This is a genomic window from Mucilaginibacter sp. (assembly GCF_039925265.1).
In the GTDB taxonomy this organism is placed as follows: domain Bacteria; phylum Bacteroidota; class Bacteroidia; order Sphingobacteriales; family Sphingobacteriaceae; genus Mucilaginibacter.
This window is the reverse complement of the sequence record NZ_JBDSZG010000029.1, coordinates 35456-57174: the sequence shown is the minus strand read 5'-3', so window position 1 is coordinate 57174 and position 21719 is coordinate 35456. Positions and strand designations below refer to the sequence as shown.

The following is a 21719-nucleotide window of genomic DNA, read 5'->3' as shown; positions in this document are numbered from 1 at the left end:
TTATCAGGCCTGTTATCAATCGCTTCAATTTTCCATCTTTTACCCACCAAACATCCTGGCGTGCAAAAAAAACAGGGTTAACATAACTTAACACAATTTCAATATTTATTTTTTAACTATTTGACAATCAATACGTTAAAAAAATACAGGGTTAACATATTTTTCCAGAATAGTGTCACTATAAATTCTAAATCTTTTACCATGAAACCGTAAAGAAATTTGATAAAAACTATCTTCTTAATGGCCTATTAATTATAAAAGATGCCTGTAACAGAAAAACTGGTGGTTTATAATTGTTAAATTTACTAAAAATTTTATCTAAGATGCAACTGAAATTAACGTTTGAGAAATAAAAGCAAAACAGACTTATATCGCACTAAACTTAGTTGATATAACGCTGTTTTGGAACCCCACCGGTAGTTGATTTAGCTATTTGGGGTTCTATTGAAATAATAACGGGGCAAAATGGTACAGGTTATTACGCCATACCGGCCAGGTGTGGCCACCGGGGTACTCGTAATAGGTATAGTTAATGTTCAATTCCTTTAGTTTAGCAAGCATAGCCTGGCAGTTATTATAGGCGATGTCTTCCTTCCCGCCCATGGCTATCCAAAACTTTTTAAGGTTAGTATTAACCTGCAGTTGGTTTTTTTTCAGGTAATCGTATTGTGCGCTCGCTATTTTATCTTGCATTGGCATTATCCAACCCGAACTGAATACGCCCAGGTAGGAGAACATATTATTGTTTTTTATCCCTGTATAAAGCGTATTTAAGCCGCCCATAGAGAGGCCCGCCAATGCCCTGTGCAAAGCATCGTTTTTAGTGTGATAATTTTTTTCGATAAATGGGATGATAGATTCTTTTATTTCGGCCTCAACAGCTAATAAATAGTCTTCTGAAAAGCCTGCACCGCTAAAATTAGCATCGGGCATAACTACAAGCATTGGCTTTGCTTTCTTTTCGGCTATCAGGTTATCAAGTATCACATCCGTTTTACCCTGATTTGCCCAGCCCCGTTCATCCTCACCGCCTCCATGTAAAATATAAAGCACAGGAAACTTTTCACCAGTTTTAAAATCGTATCCTGGCGGCGTGTAAATAAATACGCGACGCCAGGCCTTAGCTTTCGCTGAATAATATTTCTTTATGCGGACATCGCCATGGGGTACATCCTTTTCCGCATAATAACCACCTCCGGAAAAAGGGATCTCGATACCGCTTGCCATACGCCCCATACCATAAAATGATTCACTGGCCGGGTCGGCAACGGCAACTCCGTCTATCAGCAAAGAATAATAATGAAACCCCTCCCCTATGGAATCTGTAGTTACTGTCCAAACACCACTGCTGTCTTTTTGCATATCGTACTTCTTACCAAGATCTATCTGTAGCTTCTTAGCATCGGGCGCTTTTATGCTAAACATTACCCTGTTATTGGGCAATATTACAGGGGATTTTGCCTGCCTTATATTGGTAGCTGCAGGCACACCTGCAGTATTGGCCATATTGGATGTCGCGCTACCGGCATTGTTGTTTTGAGCGTAACACTGGTAGCCCCCCAGCATCAATAAACAACACAAATGCACTAACTTTCTCATTTTTTTAACTTTATTGATAAGCATCAGATTATCGATTTATTTTAAGGTTTGTATCCATTTAAAAATAGGGCCCATCCAAACTTCGGTGGGTTGCCTAAGCACAAACCCATGCCCGCCATTTGGGTAAAGGTGTAATTCGGCTGCTACGTGGTGATGCCGGAGCTTTTCGTAAAAAACAATACTGTTATCCACGTCAACCAATTTATCGTCTCCGGCATGGGTAATATAAGATGGAGGTGTGTCGTCATCCACCTGCAATTCATTGGAGAACGCATCCACAACTGCCCTGGATGGCGTTTTGCCAAGCAAATTACGTTTAGAATCGGGATGGGTAAGACTGTCCTGCATGCTGATCACCGGATAAATCAGTATCAAAAAATTGGGGCGCAGGTTAATTTTTTCGGTGTTACTAATGAGTGGTTTACGAAAATGCGTTGCGAGCGTAGACGCTAAGTGCCCGCCTGCTGAAAAACCCATTACGCCAATACGGTTCGTATCAATCCCCCATTTTTTTGCATTCCCGCGAACAAATTTCATGGCCTGCTGGGCATCCTGAAGCGGCCCGATCGTTTTGTCGATCATAATGGAATCGTCCGGAAGCCTGTATTTGAGCACAAATGCCGTTATGCCGTTTTTGGCAAACGCCTTTGCGGCGGTAACCCCTTCTCCCTCATACACCAAAACTTTGTAGCTCCCTCCCGGGCAGATGATCACAGCAGCCCCGGTTGATTTGCCTTCTTCCGGCAAAAACATCTCCAGTTCGGGCTTCAAAACGCTGTAAATGAGGCCCGGGTTTAATTTCTGGGTCAATAACAGGTGCCCACTCCTTACATTAGGAATGGTGTCAGGGTATATAGCCATCAATTTTTGCGCATATGTGCTATCAGGCCATATGATGAGGAGCAAACATGTAAATACTATTTGTAAGCCAGCCGTAGTGCAATACTTTTTTAAATACATTTCTTTCTGCTATTAAAAATCGACCACCGAGAAATACGCTTTCTTGCGCAGCAGCTTTTCATCAAACAATAATGGGTAGGCTTTTCTAATTACCCGCCGTGTTGGGTCGCTCGCAGCCGCTCCCCCTCCTATCCCACCATTCCGTGCATCAAGCCAGCTATACCGGTCAGAAACATTCCAGAAGGTAACATTGGTAATCACATTTTTATACGCCCTGAAGATGTCGAAGATCTCCCGGTAACGCTGTTCCTGCAACCGGGCTAAATCCGGTGTCAAGCCAGAATCAACGGCCATAGGCGTTTGTGCTGTGCCAACGGGTCTGTCTTCGGGCCTCATAGGCTTACGCACTGTTACATCCAGTTCGGTAATTTGAATTTTAAGGCCTAAGGAAGAATACCGTTCAATCGCTTTCCTTATTAATTCAGGTGTTGGATTATCCAGTTTCCAATGGCCCTGCAAGCCTACCCCGGTGATAGGTACCTTTGCATCGACAAGGCTTTTCAACAACCGGTAAATTTTCTCGCGTTTAGATTCATCTTCGCTGTTGTAGTCGTTATAATACAGGGCGACAGAAGGGTCTGCCTCATGGGCGTATTCAAACGCTTTAGCTATAAAATCTTCCCCGCATATTTTATACCATGAGGTATTACGAAAGTAGTTTTCCGGCTTATCGTCTATGGCTTCGTTTACCACATCCCAGGCGTATATTTTACCCTTGAAATGCTTAACAACTGTTGTAATATGCTCTTTTAAGCGCGCCAGCAAAACCTCTTTACTTACCTGGTTGCCTGTACTATCTTTAAAAAGCCAGGCAGGGGCCTGGGCATGCCACAACAAATTATGGCCCCTTACCTTAATTTTATGTTTAATAGCAAAGTTTACGATGGAATCGGCATTGCGCCAGTTGTAAGTACCTTCGGTTGGATGTATTGGCCCCATTTTCATATCGTTCTCGGCAGTTACACTATTAAATTCGCGAACTATCAAATCCGCTTCATCGCCGGATAATGCCCTCACATTAACCGCCACACCAATAGAAAAATACTTTTTATAATAATCTTTCAGCCCTTTTTCGCTTTTCGTAACATGGCCGCGAAGGCGAACGTCTCTTTTGCTATGGGGCATATAAGACCAGCTTATAAGGGCAAAGGCAAAAATCGCAAGGCAAATTACCAGGGAGGTATTTTTTGGCATCCGGCTAATTTTAGAGTAATTCATATAACTATGATAAAGATTCAATTTTACTAAAATGACTAATTTATAATGATCAGCATACAACAATTCGCCTGATATGGCTACCAAATGTTCAGTCGCTGTATTAACTACGTAAATCCGGCGGAACAGTTCGATCTTTTATACAAAAGAGGCCGTCCCAAATGGAACAGCCTCTTTGTAATTCGGCTCAACAGTAAGATGATACCATTAACAAGGCTAATAGCCTGGGTTTTGTGGCATCTTTGGTCCTTCTGTTACCAAATCAATTTCGTTTTGCGGAATAGCCCTTAGCATAAACTCATCCTTTACATAAGCTGCTGCTTCGTTATTCCAGGCTTTTACCCTCGCGGTTAAGGTGCGGGTGCGTACCAGATCAAGCCATCTTTGGCATTCGGCAAAAAACTCGCGGCTACGTTCGTCCAAAATAAAGTCGAGCGTTACGTCTGATGGCTGAATAGTCATAGCCAAAACCGCTGCAGAATTTTGAACGGCAGTATTTGTTTTACGGAATGCCGCGCGTTGCCTAACTACGTTTATCCATTTGGCTGCATTTCCCAAATCCCCAAGTTTAAAAGCAGCCTCGCCGGCCAGCATATACACATCAGAAAAACGCCATATCACCACCGGCCGGGTTGAAGGGTCGTTAAAGTTTGCCGCGGCACGGCTTGGGTCCATAAATTTCTTTACAGACGGGAAGATGTTGTTATTCCAATACTTAGGCGGGATAACTATACCTTTAAAAGGACGTGTACCAACAAATTGCGGGGCACCATCGATATTGGTAGCCGGCATATAAATGGCGGTATCTACCCCAGGTACCATCGTATATGAAATTCCACGTTTGTTATTTGCAGCACCGGCTGTGTTTGATGTGGCCACGTTAGAGATCCATGCGGTATAGAATGTGTTCTCATAACGGGAATCAACGTCGCGGTTAACAAAGGCCTGGTCTAATACATAGCGTTTCCCGGCATTGGCACCAGTTTTAACAGGATCGGAATTGGGCCTTGTTCTGGTGTAGGGGCGGCCGTATTGAACGTCGCGCACCATTCCGCCGGCACCTGTAGTTACCAGGCTCCCCGAGGCACTTTCATACGAATTTATACCGCTTAAATTGGGGTAATTAAAGTTTGTGAACCATGGCAACAGATTGTACGGACCACCACCCTGGGCTTGCCCAAGCGGGTAAATACCGTATTTGGTATCGATGTTATGGTCGCTTACAAAAATGGTTTCTTTGCCATTGTCATTGGCGGGATTAAAAGCATCACCATAGTCTTGCCATAGGTCCAGGCCGTAGGTACCCTTATTAGCAATAATATCCGTAAAAAGAGCGTACGCTTGCTGAAAATCTGCCTGGTTGTTGGTTAGCCAGCCTCTTGTAAGATACACCCGTGCCAGTAAAAACTGGGCAACAGGTTTGCAAGCCGCCTTACCTGTAAAAGGTGCTGCCGGCGTATTCGGCAGGTCTGCTGCGGCTTCTGTCAGATCCTGTATTATTACTTTGTAAACATCGGCCGCAGGTGCACGGGTGTCCGCCTTTGTAGGAACGGTTATGAAGGCAGTGTGCAATGGCACATCTCCATGTTTTTGCACCAGCAAAAAATACCAAAATGCCCTTAAAAACTTAGCCTGGGCAAGGTATTGTTTACGTGTCGCGGCATCCAAATCAATACTCTTGCCATATTCCAATACGCCATTCATGGTATTGATAGCCCGGTAAGCATCTCCAAAGCCGGCGCCGCCTACGCTTGAGTTGATGCCGTTGTACGTATATAATTGAATACCACTTGCACTACCACCTGCCAAATGGTCATCGGTACCGGCATCCATTTCGGCTGTGAAACCTTCAGTACCATAGGTCGACTCGCGGATTGCCGCATATCCCCCGGCAATTCCACCTAAGACACCCGATGGCGTGTTAAAAAAAGATGGCACAATACTGGATTGCGGGTGTTCCTCCAATATTTTTTTACAACCATTGCTTACCAATGCCGTTAATATTAAAAAAGCGCAGGCAAATTTTCTATATGTTTTCATATCAATATCTTTTAAAGTTTAAAATTTAGCATTTACACCTACGGTAAATTGCCTGTAAGATGGGTTATTAAGATTCACGCTTACAGCACGATTGGTCACCGCGGCATTGCCACCAGTATTATTTACCGAACCGCCATATCCATTTCCTTCCGGGTCAAGTGCCAAATGATCTCTAACTATTGGCGAGTAAACGATGAATGGATTGGTAGCATTAGCGTAAACACGTAAACTGCTTAAACCTATTTTATTGATTAATTTGGTTGGCAACACATAACCCAGGTTGATGCTGCGGCATTTGATGAACGAGCCATCGTAATAGCCAAGCGTTGAGCCAAACAACAAACGATCTGTACTGGCATCCGGTGCCGGGAATTCATTTGTTGGGTTTGTTGGCGTCCAGTAATTGGTTTTAAGTTGATTAACACGCCCCTGGTTAAAGAAAGCGAAACCAGCAGCACCGCCATCAGCAGTAAAATAAGGCAACAGTACTTTCATACCCATACGAGCGTAAAAAATCGCGGAAAGATCAAACGCTTTATAAGCGAAGCGGGTTGTAAAGCCTCCAACCCATTTTGGTTGGAAATTGCCAAGGATCTGCCTGTCGTTAGCGTTAATTATACCATCGCCATTCACATCTTGTGCCCTTATTTGCCCCGGGAACTGTACCGGAGAGGTTTGTTTTGCAAGCGTTCCGTTGGTTTTATCTTCCGTTTGCCAGATGCCTATCTTTTTTACGTCGTAAATAACGTTCAAAGGTTGGCCCACAAACCATCCGTTGCCTGGGTCGCTCAATTGGCTTGCGTTTGTCAGTTGCGTTATTTTTTCCCTGTTAACTGCAAAGCTAAAATCGGTGCTCCAGGTGAAACCACCTTTTGTTTGAATGTTAATTGTAGATAGGTTAATCTCTATACCCCTGCTTTCGGTTTTACCAAGGTTTTGGAAAGTACTGCCGGTACCACTGCTTGGCGGCAGGCTAACCTGTAAAAGAATGTCTTTTGTTTTTTGCTGATAAACATCAATATTGGCGGTGATACGGTTATTCAGGATGGTGATATCTAAACCTATATCTGTTTGCGCTGTTGACTGCCACCCTAAATTCGGGTTTGGCAAACTCGTAACTGTATAAGCCAGCTGGCCCCCGCTACCAAAGTTATAAGCTGTTGAGGTTAGGCCTCCCAATGTGGCATAAGCACCTACATTTCGGTTACCCGAGACCCCGAAGCCGCCCCTTAGTTTTAAATTATTAACGAGGGTAACGTTCTTCATAAAAGCTTCGTTGCTGATGTTCCAGCCTAAGCCAATTGATGGGTAGGTGAACCACTGGTGGCCCGGAGCTAAAGAAGATGCCCCATCACGGCGCGCTGTAAGGGTTACCATATAACGATCATCATAGCTGTAAGCAAAACGTGCCATGTAAGAAAGCAGGCCCTGCTCGCTAAAACTACCGCCACTGGTTATAGCCCCGCTTGCCAGGTTAAAGTTAGAGTTGAGGATATAATCTGTTGGTACCCCGGTGGTGGCGAAATTGCTGTTCTTGTTATGATCCTTTGTTATTTCGTAAAGCGCGGTAAAATCTATCCGGTGCTTGTTAAACGTTTTATTATAGTATAACAAGTTCTGAACATTATAATTCCACTGCTCGTTATTATAAAGGCTGGCGTTATTTAATGATGAGTTGCCATTTACATAGGTGAGTGTTCCGTTGTAAGTGTTACCATTCTCCTGTATAAAATTCAAACCAACATTTAAACGGTATTTAAGGCCATCCAAAATATTTACCTCGCCATAAAAGCTATTGAATGTGGAATAGCGACGGGTACGGTCATATATAGAACTCGCCTTTGTAATTAAAGTATAAGGGCTTACCGCGGCGGCATCAATGCTTCCTATTTGCGGGAAAAGATTTACGGTGCCATCTTCGTTTTTCAGCGATGCAAGCGGCGTGGTTCTTACCAAGCCACCCGGTACGCCGCCACCACCCGGCAGGCTGGTGTAACGCAAGGTGTTTATACTGTTCAATCCAATTTTAACACGGCTGCTAATGCGGTGATCAATTGTGGTACGCAGATCCGCACGATCGAAGTATTGGTTAACGATGATACCGTCCTGGCGGTAAAAACCTGCACCAATATTAAACTGGGTGGCATCACCACCACCCGATACAGTTAGTTGATGGCTTTGGGTTGGTGCCGTGCGATAAATAAGGTCTTGCCAATCCGTAGAAACGCCGGCTGTTAATGCCGCCTGTTCGGCCGGGGTTATAGGATAAGCGCTGGTACCCGGAGCGGCGGCATTATAGGTAGCTGCATCAGCCTTAAGCTTGGCGTAACCGGCTCCGTCGTAAATGTTATATTTCCCAAGCACTTTGGCATTTGCGTAGTATGCATCGTAAGAAACAACCGTTTTGCCGGCACGCCCTCTTTTAGTGGTAACCAAAATAACGCCACCCGCACCACGTGACCCATATACGGCTGTAGCAGATGCATCTTTTAAGATATCAATAGATGCAATATCTTCCGGAGCAAAATCATTAATGCTGCCGGGGTAAGGGATCCCGTCTAAAACAACAAGCGGGCCATCCTGGCCATCATTATTACCGGTGGTAATAGTACGGTTACCCCTTATACGGATCTGGCCGCCTGTGCCTGGTGTTGCACCGTTACTCACTACGTCCACACCTGCGGTACGGCCTTTTAATTGGTCAATTAAGTTTGGGGCGGGTACTTCTGCCAATGTCTTGCCCGACACGGAAGCAACAGCTCCCGTTAAGTCCTTCTTACGCACGGTTCCGTAACCCACCACGATAACCTCGTTCAGATTTTTGGAGCTGGGCGTAAGCCGGACGGTAAAGTTGGTTTGGCTGCCTATATTTACCTCCTCATCTACGTAGCCTACAAAGTGAACAATTAACGTTTGTTCATTATTGGCCACGCTAATGGTGAATTTACCGTTGACATCTGTACCTACAGCTATTTGCCCGGATTTATTTTTAATGGTCGCGCCGGGAAGTGGTTGATTTTGTTCATCAAACACAGTACCGGTGAGCCTCTTGTCTTGCGCCAAAGCGGTAGCACAACTCAAAATGCTAAAAAGCAATAGGAGCGCCGCTTTATTATAAATGTTCAGTAGTGATCTTTTCATAATTTGGTTATTAGGGATTAGGAATTTAAACCGACAATGGAATGGTAGCGAGCAGCCTTTTTTGCAAAGCCATTTCTTTAATTCTAATCGTGCGGATTATCTTTCCTATTGAATATTGGTTAGTTGGTTATGGGGAGCAGATTTTGTCCTTGACAAGTGCCCTTAGATTTTCATTTATGTTACCATCATAGGTTGCTCATTTAAATTGGTTTAATAAGGCTTAAAAATCAAACAAGCAGTTTACCCGTTAAACCCAAAGCAATCGATTGCAAAATGAGTCGTAAGCGGAGTCTGAAAAATGTTGTCTGAGTAAAATTTGGTTATTGATTTATAATTTGGTTATCAGGCGGGTTTTACACCTTTTGACATCTGCTAAGTTCTGCGGTTTGGCATATTTTGTATATCACATATCGTCAAAATCATCGTACAAATGTGCAATTGCAACCTTTGGATAGCTTTTACCGGATGCATTAGCACTTTCAGTCGCAATTACGCAATGCTAATCAGTAAGTTATTTTTATGAGGAGAAATGTTGCCGCCATAAGCAGGTATCAGGAGCCTTATTAACTCCGGCGGGGAAATAAATGTGAGGATGATTGATGTGGTTAGGCAATTCAAAAGCCCATATATAATCACCTTTTGTGATGAACCGACGAAAGTATGGTCAATTAAGGCTATTCTCAGTCGTGTTAATGACCCAACTCCTCAGCAAAGAGCGCTGTGCATTAAACTTTGTTCAATTTACCGTAATACATCTGTTGTATAAAAATGGTAAACACAGCTATCTTATTACTTTAAAAATGGGGAATTTTAATCCGAGAAAATTTTCAAATATCTCTTTAGGGCTCTCGCCTTATTGGTTTCAATTCAATTGGTTAAGGACAGCGCAAGGCTGTCCTTTTTACGTTAACAAACCACTATAGTTTATTATTTGGACCCGTCTGTCCGAAACGGAGATGCCGGGAGCCCCTCACGATTATAAAGGTTAGCCCCCTCGGGATTATCTGCCCAGGCATAGCGCACGTACATAGGGTGTTCAACAGCCGGCGACGTAACAACTACCTTATCGCCCACTATCGTAGCCGTGGCCCAAACAAATTGTTTATCCTCCCCGGCAATGGCAAACCGGGAAAGTGGTTCCTGGTTGTTTGATACCAGTCCGGTTCCAACATTTGAAAAATTTAGGGTGATCTTATCACCTTCTATTATAGAAGATTGAAAGATTGGGCCAGAAGCGACAATTCGTTGATCAGCGTAAGCCAGTTTTTCAGCAGCAAGGGCCAACCGTTCGCCAACATCTTTTTTGTTTAGAGGGTGCAGATCATTCCATTCTCCGGCGTCTATGGCAACCGCTATGGCTGTATTTTTTAAACTGAGCGCCTGCAGCTGCGCTTCCCTGATCTCCGCCCAGGAACTTTCAGCTGGTGAATACTCAACTTCGCCAAAATTGGGCAACTGTACGATCAAAAACGGAAGAGAATCAGATCTCCAGGCAGTACGCCAGTTTTTTATCAAAGCGATCAATAGTTCATGGTAATCTTTTGTGCCAACATTGGTTTCACCCTGGTACCATAAAAACCCTTTAACAGGCAATTGTATAGCCGGCGCAACCATAGCGTTATATAAGGCGGCAGGCTCGTTTTGGGCAGAAAATAGTACCGGCTTTTGAAAATTTGACTTATGTGGTGGATAGACTAAGCCAACCTGGTAAAGCCAATCGCCACGCAGGTCTATAACGGTTTTACCGTCTGTTAATTCATAACGCTTATCTGGTGCAAACCCGCCTTTTCCATCGGTATTAGTTACGCGCACGGTAATTAAATTTTTCCCGGCTTTCAATAAGCCTGCTGGTATCTCATACCTGCGTGGTGGGTATTGATAGGTAATGTTCCCCACTTTTTTACCGTTAACGTAGGTTTCATCTGCATCAATAATCCGCCCAAGGAAAAGTTTAGCGGGCTTACCGGCCATTTCAGCCGGAACAGTTACTTCTTTCCGAAACCAAACAACTCCGTTTAAACCATTTACGCCCTGGTCGGCCCAGTAACCTGGTAACCAGAATTTATGCCAGTTTCTGGGCTCATAGTTAGGGTCGTACCATTTCAGCTCTCCCGCCAGGCCCTTATCGCTTTCTTGCAAAGGCGGTTTAACCGGGACTGCTGGCAGCTTACTCCGGCTAATACCGGCCATAAAAGAGGTATCTCTAAATTGTGCCAACCTACTGCTGTAAGTACCTATATCTTTTAGCCCCTCTTCGCTTATCCAAGCTTGTATTGGCGTACCGCCTATGCTGGAATTTATTATACCAATTGGAACCCCGTATTTGGCATATAGCTTTTTAGCAAAAAAGTAAGCGACCGCCCCAATATCCAGTATGTTTTGTTTTGTTGTGGTAACCCAGTGGCCGGGCAAATAATCATCGTGTGTTTTTAGCAGGTCGGCATCTGTGGTAACAAAAAAATACCGGATGGACGGATAATTAGCGTTGACGATCTCTTCCGGATATTTTTCTTTTACCCGTTCCATTTTAATGGTCATGTTAGATTGCCCGGAGCAAAACCAAACATCTCCAATAAGTATGTCATTTAAAAGAATATGGTTGCTGCCGTTTATGTCCATTTGGAATGGCCCGCCGGCTTTCATTTTCGGGAAGATCACTGCCCACTTGCCGTCATAGCCCGCAACGGCATTGAGCGTTTTCCCATTAAATTTAACTTTAACCGGTTCGGCGGGGCTACCCCACCCCCATATTTTAATTTTGGCGTCGCGCTGCAGAACCATGCCGTTGCCAACGAGTTGTGGAAGTCGTATGGTTGCGTTCGCACGTAAACCAGGGAATAGCAGTAATAGGATGCATGTAAATACTCCCAACAATATTTTCATAAACTGGTTATTCTATTTTTAGGCAACAGGTACATTGGTTCGGTCATAACTTAAATAAAGCAGAAACGCTTTAATAAGCAATCGATTGTAAATATACAAAGGCGTTCTTATTTTGCGTACAAGCTTTGGTAACAATTTGTTGATTTTTCACAAATAAGCTGAAAATATTGGTTGAAAAACAAACAAAAACACACTTGCCGACAACAAGGCGGCACGTTATACAATCGATTGTATGAAATCCAATTTTATTATTAGCCTTTCGTAGAATTTATTAATTCATAGTAATTATATTTGTTACCATAACCAATAATTTGCTTATTTAACGCCTTTGTGATTTATATCTGACGACCCAAAACCGATATAATTTACCTGGTCTAAAAACACCCTATGTTGAAGTTAATTAAATGCAGCCTTAAGCTATGCTTGATGTTAATTAGTATACCACTAATTAGCCTTGGTCAGGACAACTTCAATTTTACATCCATCACCGCAAAAGAAGGGTTATCGTCAAACACGGTTAACGCCATTGTTAAAGATCATAATGGGCTGATATGGTTTGGCACCACTAACGGGTTAAGCAAGTACGATGGCAGTAACTTCACTATTTACAGGCATCATCAGGGCGATAATACAAGCCTTCCATCTAACGAAGTATTAGCGTTGTTCGTGGATCATACGGGGAAACTTTGGGTTGGCACCTCGGCTGGCGGCCTTTGCTATTACGATCAAAAGTTCGACAGGTTCGAACAATATAAAGGTGACGGCAGCTGGAAAGAACTGCCCACAATATCTGCCAGAACTATACTGGAAGACCACGACGGGAACCTGTGGGTTGGCACTTACGGCGATTTGAGGATGCTGGATCTTAAAACCGGCCGATCTATTCCTTTACCAATCAAATTCCCTAAAACTACCGAAGTTGGTAGTTTTGTGGTCATTTCACTATTGGAAGATAGTAACCGTAATATGTGGGTTGGAACCAACAACGGGGCCTATCTTTATAACCGTAGTCAACAAAAGTTTACAAGGTTCGCCCATGATCCTGCTGATCCAACAAGCCTGAGTAATAACGTTATCAAATCAATTGCAGAAGACTCCAACCGAAATATTTGGTTTGGCACTTTCGATGGCCTTAACAAACAGGTTTCACCGGGTAAATTTGCAGTATATAAATGTATAAAAGGGGTAGCAAATTGCTTAAGCAATAATGCCGTATTCTCTTTAACCGCCAGCGCAGATGGCAGCCTCTGGATAGGGACAGAGGATGGGGTAAATATATTTGATTTAGCGTCGGCCCGGTTTAAGCAATTAAAGCCCGACCCCCGCAATATGTTCAGCCTGAAGAGTAAATCCATCCGAAGCTTTTTTATTGATTCGGAAGGCATTTACTGGGTTGGTACTTTTGGCGGCGGCGTGAGTAAATATGATAAACATCTACCGCTTTTTAATTTGAAGCAAAGCAACCCGTTTGATCCGTATGGCCTTTCGGCACCATTTGTAACTTCATTTGCGGAGCACAAAAATGGAAGCATCTTCGTTGGTACAGACGGCGGCGGGCTGGAGCTCTTTAACACCAAAACCGGTTTACTTACCCCCTGCAAGTTGATCAGTAAACTTGACGAAGCCGCAATGCCGACAATTCTATCCATGCATATGGCTCGAAATGGGAAGTTGTGGGCCGGCACCTATCACCATGGTGTTTTTTGTATTGATCCGCGCGACAAAACCTTCAGGCAATTTACAAAGGACAACACATCAAAAGGATTAAGTCAAAACAACATAACCGCTATAACCGAAGATAAACAAGGAAGGGTTTGGCTTGGCACCCTTGGGGATGGCGTTGATATTTACGACCCTCTCACCCATTCATTCTCTAAATTACACAGGAAAGCGAGTATAGGGTTCCAACAAAATTTACCCTTGAATGATTTTATTGTCGCCCTGGTAACTGCTCCAAATGGCAACGTTTGGATAGGTTCTACAGGTACGGGTATAGCGGTGTACCGGCCAGCAGACGGAAGCATAAGCCATTACACCAAGGCCAACAGCGGGTTGGCTGATGACATCATTTCTACTTTAACCATCACTAAAGATGGCGCGCTTTGGGTGGGTACGAATGATGGCATCAGTTATTTCGACTCAAAAAAGAACCGCTTCCGTTCTTTTAAAGAAACGGATGGATTGACAAACAGCTTTGTGAAAAGTATTATTGAAGACGATGCCGGTTTACTTTGGTTTAGTACCGACCGCGGGATTGGCTCTTTCGACCGCGCAAAAAAGAAATTCAGGAATTTCACAGCAGAAAACGGCGTTCAACAAGGCTCATTTATGCCCGGCGCAGCCATAAAAACCTCCCTTGGCGATTTATATTTTGGAGGGCAGGATGGATTTAACTACTTCAATCCCGATAAGTTGCCGCCCTCATCTGTACCCGGCAGGGTTATATTTAGCGGCTTAAAGGTGAATAACGTGCCGGTTACGCCTGCATCAACCTCGCCCATTCAGGAGCAGATCAGCAACGCTAAAGAGATCACGCTTAAATATGGCGAAAACTTCTCTATCAGCTATGTAGCTGTTGATTATACCTCGCCCAGGCAGGATTTATATGCTTACAAGCTTTCGGGATTTGATAAAGGATGGAACTTTGTTAACAGAACCCGAACCGCAAATTATACCAACCTTGATCCCGGCAGCTATGTTTTCCAGGTGATGGCCAGCAAAAACGAAAATTCATGGAACAACGCCACCAGCCAAATAAAAATCACGGTGCTGCCGCCGTACTGGCGCACGGTGTATGCATATATAGTATACCTGTTGGTTGCCGTCTCCATTTTATTATTCATTCGCCGACAGGGTATTAGAAAATTGCGAAACGAGTTCGAAGTGGCCCGGGAAAAATTACAGGCTAAGCAGTTGATAGAACGTGAACGCCTCGAAGCTGAGCGCCTGCATGAGCTCGATCAGGTAAAAATTAAAATATTGACAGATCTGAGTCACGAATTCAGAACACCAATTTCGCTTATCCTCGCCCCTGTTGAAAGACTAATGAACCGCGGTTTTGAGGGCGACGATTTTGGCCAGCTGAACATGATCAAAAGAAATGCAAAACGTCTGCTTAATTTGGTTAATGAGCTGTTGGATTTCCGCAAGCTGGAGGAGCAGGAATTAAAGCTAAACCTTACGCCCGGAGACATTATTCGTTTCATTATTGAATGTGCCGAGTCTTTCCGTGATATTGCGGATAATAAACAAATTAAGCTTGATATAGAAAGCACGCAAAAAGTTTGGATAACGCAATTCGATTGCGACAAATTAGAAATGGTGATATTCAACCTGTTATCTAACGCGTTTAAGTTTACCCCGGGCGGTGGCTGCGTTACCATAAAAATTAACATTTGCGATGCCGATGAATTGCAGCCTATACTGAATTTAACCGTTTCGGACACCGGGATAGGCGTGGCTGAAAATGACGTTGTTAAAATTTTCGACCGGTTTTATCAATCAGCGCAAAAAAGTTCGGTGATGAACCAGGGAACCGGGATCGGCCTCTCCATCACCAAAGAATTTGTAGAACTCCACGGTGGTAAAATACATGCTAAAAGTGCCCGTGAGCAAGGGAGCGACTTTATCATAACCATGCCATTGCTTCCTGCCATTCCTTTTGCCGAGGAACCAGAAATGGGCCTGGAATACGCTTATAATCCCCTGCAAAAAACAACAGGGATTCTTTCGTCCGAAGACTCCAGGGAAGGCAATCCAAACATGGCTACGGTTTTGCTGGTGGAAGATAACGACGAATTCCGATACTACCTTGCCGATCATTTAAAACACTATTTCCACGTTTTGGAAGCCGCCGATGGGAAGCAAGGCTGGCAAAAAGCACTAAGTGCCCACCCCGACCTGGTGGTAAGCGATGTGGGTATGCCTTATGTAAACGGTATAGAACTGAGTAAAAAAATAAAATCGGATAAGCGCACCTGCCACATCCCGGTTATATTACTTACAGCCATGGCAAAGGAAGAGGAGCAGCTTAAAGGCCTTCGCTCCGGGGCAAACGACTACCTTACCAAGCCGTTCAATTTCCAGATCCTGTATACAAAAATTTGCAACTTGCTCATTATGAATAACAGTTTGAAAGAGACATACTCCAAACATATTCAATTCAAGGTAAACGAAATTGAATCAGAATCGGCTGATGTTAAATTGATGAGCAAGGTAATGGAATGTATTGAAAACGGCTTAAACGACCCCGAATTATCTGTTGAAAAACTGAGTAAATACGTAGGGATGAGCCGCGGATCGTTATACAATAAATTGCTTGAACTATCGGGATATACACCTGTCGAATACATCCGCCAGGTGAAATTAGAAAAGGCCGCAGCATTGTTAGAAACCAGTGATTATAACGTAGCCCAAATAGCTTATATGACGGGTTTTGGTACCCCAAGCTATTTCTCCCGAACGTTTAAAAGCAAGTACGGCGTACTTCCGTCAGAATACTTAAGCAGTAAAAGGATTCAAAGGCCCAAACCTTCTTTTTCATCTGCAGTTGTCAATTAGTTTTGACGAAGAGTCAAGAAATAAGACTCAAGATACAAGACAAAAACCTGTCCTGTATCTTGAGCCTTGTGGCGCCCATTGCACTCATTTGTTATTTTACAAAAGGATCGATCAGTTTAATAGAGCCATCGGCTTCGTGCTCGAGCGTGGTCACCTTCACGTTTCTTAGATGTGTTTTGCCTGAGATCTCGGTATCGTGGTAAAATACGTACCATTTGCCCTTAACTTCTATAATAGAATGGTGAGTGGTCCAGCCCTGTACCGGTTTCATAAATACGCCTTTATAGGTAAACGGCCCAAGCGGGCTATCGCCAATAGCGTAAGTAAGCAGGTGCGTATCGCCGGTAGAATAGGTGAAGTAATATTTGCCGTTGTACTTGTGCACCCACGATCCTTCAAAAAATCGGCGGTTGTGATCTCCGCCCAACAATGGTTTGCCAAGGCTATCCAATATCACTACATCTTTTACAGCGCCGTCAAACTCCAGCATATTGGCTTTTAGCTTCACTACCTTGCAGCTGATAGCCGGTTTATCGTCGTGTTTCAAATCAGTTTTAGAGCCATCGCTTTCGTATTTACCAGTGTTCCAACGTTGCAGCTGTCCACCCCAGATACCGCCAAAATACATATACGAACTGCCATCGGTATCGGTGAACACCGCCGGGTCTATACTAAAGCTACCCACTATCGGCTGGGGTTCGGCTTTAAACGGGCCTTGAGGATGCTTTGAAGTAGCTACCCCAATTTTAAACACATCCTGCTTATCCTTTACGGGGAAATACAGGTAATAAGTACCGTTTTTATAGGCTGCATCGGGTGCCCAAAGCTGCCGGCCGGCCCATGGGATATCTTTAATATCCAAGCCCACACCCTCATCTGTTACTTTACCGCCGATGCTGTCCATCGAGAGGATATGATAATCTTTCATGGCAAAATGATCGCCGTTATCGTTCTCCTTTATCCCGGCATCAATATCATGCGAAGGATAAATGTAGATCTTCCCGTCAAATACATGTGCCGATGGATCTGCGGTGTAGATACTGCTGATAAGCGGTTTTTCAAGGAATTTAACTTTGGTACTGTCGGCATTTGCGGTGCTTACTTTCTGGGCCGGCGAATTGCAGGCCAAAAGCGAGCACACAACAAATGGCAGCATAAAAAACTGGTTTGTTTTGATTAATGAATGATACATGTGTTATAATTTATGGCTTGGTTTAATTAATTGATCTTATTGGTTTCCACCTATGCCGGGTGCCTGCAGGTATTTCCTGTTGATATAATAGCTTAACGGATGCGCTGGCTTTTCGTACCCCTCCGGTATGGGCCTTTTTGAAAACGTTTGAAAATACAATACGCAGGAATTTCGCCAGCTGGTAGCTTCATCATACTGCACGGCCATTAGTTGCTTAACCGATTGGAATTGCTCCTTATCTACATAGCGGGCCATTTTATTCCAGGTAAGCTGCATTTGCTTAACAGAATCTGCGCCCATATAATAATGATGCACCATCTCATCCCAAAGGGTTTTCCCCGACCGCATTTTATAGCTCCATTTTACGTGATGGAACCACAATAAATACGCTTCGGGGCAGGTAGCAAGGTTTTCAAACAGGTCCCTCACCTGCGGCTGATACTGGCCCACCGCGTTACTGCCGGTACTGCTGCGGTCGAAACCTATCCCCGCCGAATCGGCTTTGTGATAATAAGTAGCGTTCCAGTCGGGGCGGCCGGCATTATCAACCCAGGGGCCGGGGCCATAATGGGTGTTAACGCCCATAATATGATGCAGGCCAAGCGGGGTCATGTAATTAACCGTATTCTCCCTCGATTGCAGCATTATGCGTGTCATTGGCGCAACAAAGGCGGGTTGATTGCTAAAGTTCATCTTCAGCCAGTCGGCGGCAATGGTTGCCGAGCTTTGCGCCGGGTTCCAGGCAAGCCGGCCAAACGCGTACCAATTTGACTGGGCAAAAGGGTGCCCGCACCAGTTAACATCCGACCCGATATTTGCTACGCCCGCCATCCCGGTGATAAGTTTAGGGTTCAATTTACCTGTTATGATGTTGGCCACCGTTGAGCCTTTTCCCATCGCGTAGGTGTCAGATTCAAGACATTCCTTAAATAAAGGCGCTTCGTAAACCAGGTTTGTAGAGAAACCGAGGTACTCCTGCGTCAGCTGAAATTCGATCATCAGCGGGGTATTTGGCATGGCCTCGAATAGCGGGTGGAAAGGCTCGCGGGGCTGAAAGTCGATGGCCCCGTTCTTCACCTGGATGATCACATTCTTTTTAAACTGCCCGTCGAGCGGTTTAAATTCGTTGTAAGCTTGCTTGGCGCGATCATCCGGCACGTTGTTATCATATACAAACGCGCGCCACATTACAATGCCATTATGCGGCGATAAGGCATCGGCAAGCATATTTGCACCATCACCATGGCTGCGTTTGTAAGCTTGCGGGCCGGGCTGTCCTTCGGAGTTGGCCTTCACCAGGAAACCGCCAAAATCGGGGATGCTACGATAGATCTCATCAGCCTTATCATTCCACCATTTCTTTACCTGCGGATCCAGAGGATCGGCGGTTTTGAGGCCACCAATTTCTATAGGACTGCTGAATTTGACAGACAGGTATACCTTTATACCATACGGCCGGAAGGTATTGGCGAGTGCCTTCACTTTCTCCAGGTAATCCGGCGTCAGCATCAGGGCATTGGCGTTTACGTTGTTCACCACGGAACCATTGATCCCAACAGACGCGCTGGCGCGGGCATAATCGATGTAACGCTGATCGATATAGCCAGGCAACTTATGCCAGTTCCAGATGGACGAGCCGGCGTAACCACGTTCTACGGTACGGTTTAGGTTATCCCAATGATCTAACACGCGATACATGATGCGTGGGTACTCCAAAATATTTAGGGCGCTAATGGCTTGCTGTGTTTGCAGCAATTTCAGAAAGCCAAAAACGCCGTGCAACACCCCTATTTCGGTTTGCCCCGTGATAACAATGCACTTTTTATTGTTGACAGATACCGATTTGATGAGGTAGCCTTCATCACCGGCTTGTTGGATCTCGCTTTGCGATATGGTATTTTTTGGAAGATTTAACGACGAAGGAACACCAACAAGCAGTGCCGGGTAATCCGTTTTTTCAACGATTTGAGGTTTTAGGGCAAGCATACCTTCAAAACCGGTGAGCAGTTCTTCCCGCGCGGCGTTAAGCGTGGCAGAACCGGTTGTGATTTTTACGTACCGAAGCTGCTGCACATATTGCGCGGCCAATTTTTTATCGGCAATAGCGTGATAACCGAGCCACAGCTTATAACCGTTATCCGCATAAGCACTGCCGGCGATGGTCAAAAGCCCAATAAAAAATATAAATCGTTTCAACAGCCCGCTTGCCCTCATAAGTTTTCGCATATATTTTAAACAATCGATTGTATCTTCATAACAACCGTTAATTACTTTTAGTGAAAATTGATCATGCATCAAATCCACTTTATCCAGTCTCTTAACCTGCTATTTGCCTGCAACAGCGGGCGCCATAAATTTATTGGCCCAACTGATAAAATATTTAATATTTGGCCCGTCGGTGTGTCCGCCATCATGCTGCCGCCAGGCAAGCCGCCCATCTAAAATACCTGTGTTTACAGCAGGCATCTTCTCAGTTTTATAATCATTCGATAAGCCAAGATCTTTAACTCCCAATATTTTAAAAACCGGTCCGGCGGCGATAGTTGCCATATAGCTTCCCTGGTGATCCAGCCAGTTGGCATCGCCCTGCGACGGGATCCCATGGCTGATAAACGTAAGCCGCGGTGCGCATAAAGCGATCAGTTCATGAGAATCTACCGGCAAATCGTTGGCAGTTTTGCTGCCGAAATCGGCATCCGATGCAGCGTATCTCATGTAGTTACCCGCCATCCAATAGTGCGCGCCGCCGGTAAGGCTTTCCAAAGCTTCGCCAAAATTGCGGCGGCTTGGCTTGGTTCCACCCTGGCCTGAGGAAGCAATAAGTCCCATAGCAAACCGCTCGTCGAACGCCATGGTTACTAAAGCAGCTTTCCCATACCTGGAGACGCCCTCTATGCCTATGTGCTTAATATCCACCATAGGTTCCGAGGCGAGGTAATCCAAGGCTCTCGACGCACCCCACGCCCAGGCGCGTAAAGCCCCCCAGTCGGCTGGTTTGCGCGGTTGCCCCTTGTTGGCCAAACCTATAATCCCTTTGGTAAGTCCCGCGCCATTATCTGCCTGTATGCTTGCCGGGTCGATAAGTACATAGCCCCAGCCGGCGGCAATTAATTGCTGTGCAGCTGGTGGGTCTCCCGCGGGCCTCGGTGCAAACGGATTAAAGCCGTAGTTTTGAGCTGCTATTAAATTATAAGCCGGATATTTTTCAAAAATGGTTTTCAACTCAGGATGTTTATCAAGGAGCATTTCCTTTACAGCCTCATTAATTTGTTCCAGTTCTTCCTTGGCGGGCTGTGCCGGGGCCGGGAGTGTGCTTGGCGCAAACATCATCAGCACAGGTACAGGGCCTTTGGCATTGGCAGGCAACACCAAAGTCATGGCGATATTTACATTTAAAAGCGGGTAGGCTGAATTATCAGCATGGCCAACCAACTGTTTTGCTATGATGGGGGTAAAACCCATAAACTCCCGGTCGGTTACTTTCACTTGCCAAGTTATCCGGGGGGCATCTTTGGGTACCCGCCCATAAACTTCGCGTTCAAAATCTTCTACAATTTCCGGGCGGCGCTCTTTCCACCATTGCGCAGCAGTTGTTACTTTTTTGCCATTTTTTAAAGTTAAAACATCGGGATAATTAGGGTAAGGGTTGGCCAGTGCTTCATCGTTATTGGCATGGTTTGGTGCTTTTTCGTCGCCGCTTGGCCCGGGGCGCATTGCCCGGATGCCCAACCGCTTCATCATATTAGTTTTATCCTGGTCTGAGGTGAAATTTACCTGCGGGGGATAGTTACTGGCATCAGTAGCCGGGGTGGTTTGAGCCAATACGCGAAAAGAAGAGAAAATAAATAAGTAGAAAATCCTTTTCATTTGCTTATAAATGGTTACCTAATATAAGTGTTTGCTTTATCTCGCGCGGCTTAAATAATAAACATCATTATAAGCATCAACGGTTTAATAATTTTGGTTGTCGGCGTATCACCTATTGACACAGCATTCAAAACTATACATCTCACCGTTGCTACAATATCTCATTTGTGCAAAATGACACACCAAATGTCATGCAAAGGGGTTTTAATTGGCATTTAGCCACTGTATCTGGAGTTACAGGCCTTAGACTACACCAATTTTT

At 44.7% G+C, this 21719-nt stretch carries 10 protein-coding genes; 1 reads left to right on the top strand and 9 read right to left on the bottom strand.

The window, feature by feature from the left end; genetic code table 11:
• Nucleotides 1-441: 441 nt before the first annotated feature.
• The 6 genes from ABIX36_RS13615 to ABIX36_RS13590 all read right to left on the bottom strand — a co-directional run bounded on the left by ABIX36_RS13615 (nucleotide 442) and on the right by ABIX36_RS13590 (nucleotide 11838).
• Complete coding sequence (locus ABIX36_RS13615) at nucleotides 442-1599, bottom strand: alpha/beta hydrolase-fold protein (RefSeq protein ID WP_348082713.1); 1158 nt, start codon at nucleotides 1597-1599, stop codon at nucleotides 442-444.
• A gap of 36 nt (nucleotides 1600-1635) precedes the next feature.
• Nucleotides 1636-2460 (bottom strand): alpha/beta hydrolase, encoded by an 825-nt coding sequence (locus tag ABIX36_RS13610; RefSeq protein ID WP_348082712.1) that lies wholly within the window; start codon nucleotides 2458-2460, stop codon nucleotides 1636-1638.
• Nucleotides 2461-2571: 111 nt separating this feature from the next.
• Entirely contained in the window at nucleotides 2572-3684 is a 1113-nt protein-coding gene (locus ABIX36_RS13605) for an endo-1,4-beta-xylanase (RefSeq protein ID WP_348082711.1), read from the bottom strand.
• Nucleotides 3685-3990: 306 nt separating this feature from the next.
• A complete protein-coding gene (locus ABIX36_RS13600; protein WP_348082710.1) occupies nucleotides 3991-5814 on the bottom strand; it encodes a RagB/SusD family nutrient uptake outer membrane protein in 1824 nt (607 codons plus the stop codon).
• 18 nt (nucleotides 5815-5832) lie between these two features.
• Entirely contained in the window at nucleotides 5833-8955 is a 3123-nt protein-coding gene (locus ABIX36_RS13595; protein WP_348082709.1) for a TonB-dependent receptor, read from the bottom strand.
• Between the two features lie 927 nt (nucleotides 8956-9882).
• Complete coding sequence (locus ABIX36_RS13590; protein WP_348082708.1) at nucleotides 9883-11838, bottom strand: sialate O-acetylesterase; 1956 nt, start codon at nucleotides 11836-11838, stop codon at nucleotides 9883-9885.
• A 426-nt stretch (nucleotides 11839-12264) separates the two neighbouring features.
• Between ABIX36_RS13590 and ABIX36_RS13585 the strand changes: the two genes are divergently transcribed.
• Nucleotides 12265-16398 carry a two-component regulator propeller domain-containing protein gene (locus tag ABIX36_RS13585; RefSeq protein ID WP_348082707.1) on the top strand — a complete coding sequence of 1378 codons (4134 nt, stop codon included), beginning with the start codon at nucleotides 12265-12267 and terminating at the stop codon, nucleotides 16396-16398.
• Nucleotides 16399-16489: 91 nt separating this feature from the next.
• Here ABIX36_RS13585 and ABIX36_RS13580 read toward each other — a convergent pair whose 3' ends face one another.
• The 3 genes from ABIX36_RS13580 to ABIX36_RS13570 all read right to left on the bottom strand — a co-directional run bounded on the left by ABIX36_RS13580 (nucleotide 16490) and on the right by ABIX36_RS13570 (nucleotide 21457).
• The gene (locus ABIX36_RS13580; protein ID WP_348082706.1) at nucleotides 16490-17590 is read right to left on the bottom strand and encodes a glycoside hydrolase family 43 protein; all 1101 of its coding nucleotides are present in this window, start codon (nucleotides 17588-17590) and stop codon (nucleotides 16490-16492) included.
• A 36-nt stretch (nucleotides 17591-17626) separates the two neighbouring features.
• Nucleotides 17627-19816: an alpha-glucuronidase family glycosyl hydrolase gene (locus tag ABIX36_RS13575; protein ID WP_348082705.1), complete on the bottom strand. Its 2190-nt coding sequence runs from the start codon at nucleotides 19814-19816 to the stop codon at nucleotides 17627-17629.
• Nucleotides 19817-19915: 99 nt separating this feature from the next.
• Nucleotides 19916-21457 carry an acetylxylan esterase gene (locus ABIX36_RS13570; protein WP_348082704.1) on the bottom strand — a complete coding sequence of 514 codons (1542 nt, stop codon included), beginning with the start codon at nucleotides 21455-21457 and terminating at the stop codon, nucleotides 19916-19918.
• Nucleotides 21458-21719 lie beyond the last annotated feature (262 nt).

What these genes read in the sequence shown, in the direction of transcription:
- ABIX36_RS13615 (WP_348082713.1), bottom strand. Translation starts at nt 1,599, where the DNA reads ATGAGAAAGTTAGTGCATTTGTGTTGTTTATTGATGCTGGGGGGCTAC.
- ABIX36_RS13610 (WP_348082712.1), bottom strand. Translation starts at nt 2,460, where the DNA reads ATGGCTATATACCCTGACACCATTCCTAATGTAAGGAGTGGGCACCTG.
- ABIX36_RS13605 (WP_348082711.1), bottom strand. Translation starts at nt 3,684, where the DNA reads ATGCCCCATAGCAAAAGAGACGTTCGCCTTCGCGGCCATGTTACGAAA.
- ABIX36_RS13600 (WP_348082710.1), bottom strand. Translation starts at nt 5,814, where the DNA reads ATGAAAACATATAGAAAATTTGCCTGCGCTTTTTTAATATTAACGGCA.
- ABIX36_RS13595 (WP_348082709.1), bottom strand. Translation starts at nt 8,955, where the DNA reads ATGAAAAGATCACTACTGAACATTTATAATAAAGCGGCGCTCCTATTG.
- ABIX36_RS13590 (WP_348082708.1), bottom strand. Translation starts at nt 11,838, where the DNA reads ATGAAAATATTGTTGGGAGTATTTACATGCATCCTATTACTGCTATTC.
- ABIX36_RS13585 (WP_348082707.1), top strand. Translation starts at nt 12,265, where the DNA reads ATGTTAATTAGTATACCACTAATTAGCCTTGGTCAGGACAACTTCAAT.
- ABIX36_RS13580 (WP_348082706.1), bottom strand. Translation starts at nt 17,590, where the DNA reads ATGTATCATTCATTAATCAAAACAAACCAGTTTTTTATGCTGCCATTT.
- ABIX36_RS13575 (WP_348082705.1), bottom strand. Translation starts at nt 19,816, where the DNA reads ATGCGAAAACTTATGAGGGCAAGCGGGCTGTTGAAACGATTTATATTT.
- ABIX36_RS13570 (WP_348082704.1), bottom strand. Translation starts at nt 21,457, where the DNA reads ATGAAAAGGATTTTCTACTTATTTATTTTCTCTTCTTTTCGCGTATTG.